Below are 235 nucleotides of genomic sequence, written 5' to 3' on the forward strand. Positions count from 1 at the left end.
CTCCTGCCCCATCCTCCATTCTGACTGCATAACTTTACCAGCAAACCCAATGTTGTATCCGCCTGTCCTGTTCATGTTATCCATCAGATTCATCAGCGCCTCACTGCCGGCACGCGAAGTTTCTTCATCCAACAGAATGAGTAGCACAATGCCGGACGGTCTCAACTCATCAAGCATGATGCCAGCTTTTGCGTAACGGAAGCCGGCCCGCCAGATGGTGTAGAGCGACTCTTGG

Annotated in this window: 1 pseudogene; it reads right to left on the bottom strand. The window is 52.3% G+C overall.

Features of this window, described 5'->3' with window-relative positions:
- Positions 1 to 235 (bottom strand): annotated as a pseudogene (locus KVT28_RS26975) (DNA polymerase V subunit UmuC); the annotation flags it as partial.

The organism is Pantoea sp. GbtcB22, assembly GCF_019091025.1.
Lineage (GTDB): Bacteria > Pseudomonadota > Gammaproteobacteria > Enterobacterales > Enterobacteriaceae > Pantoea > Pantoea leporis.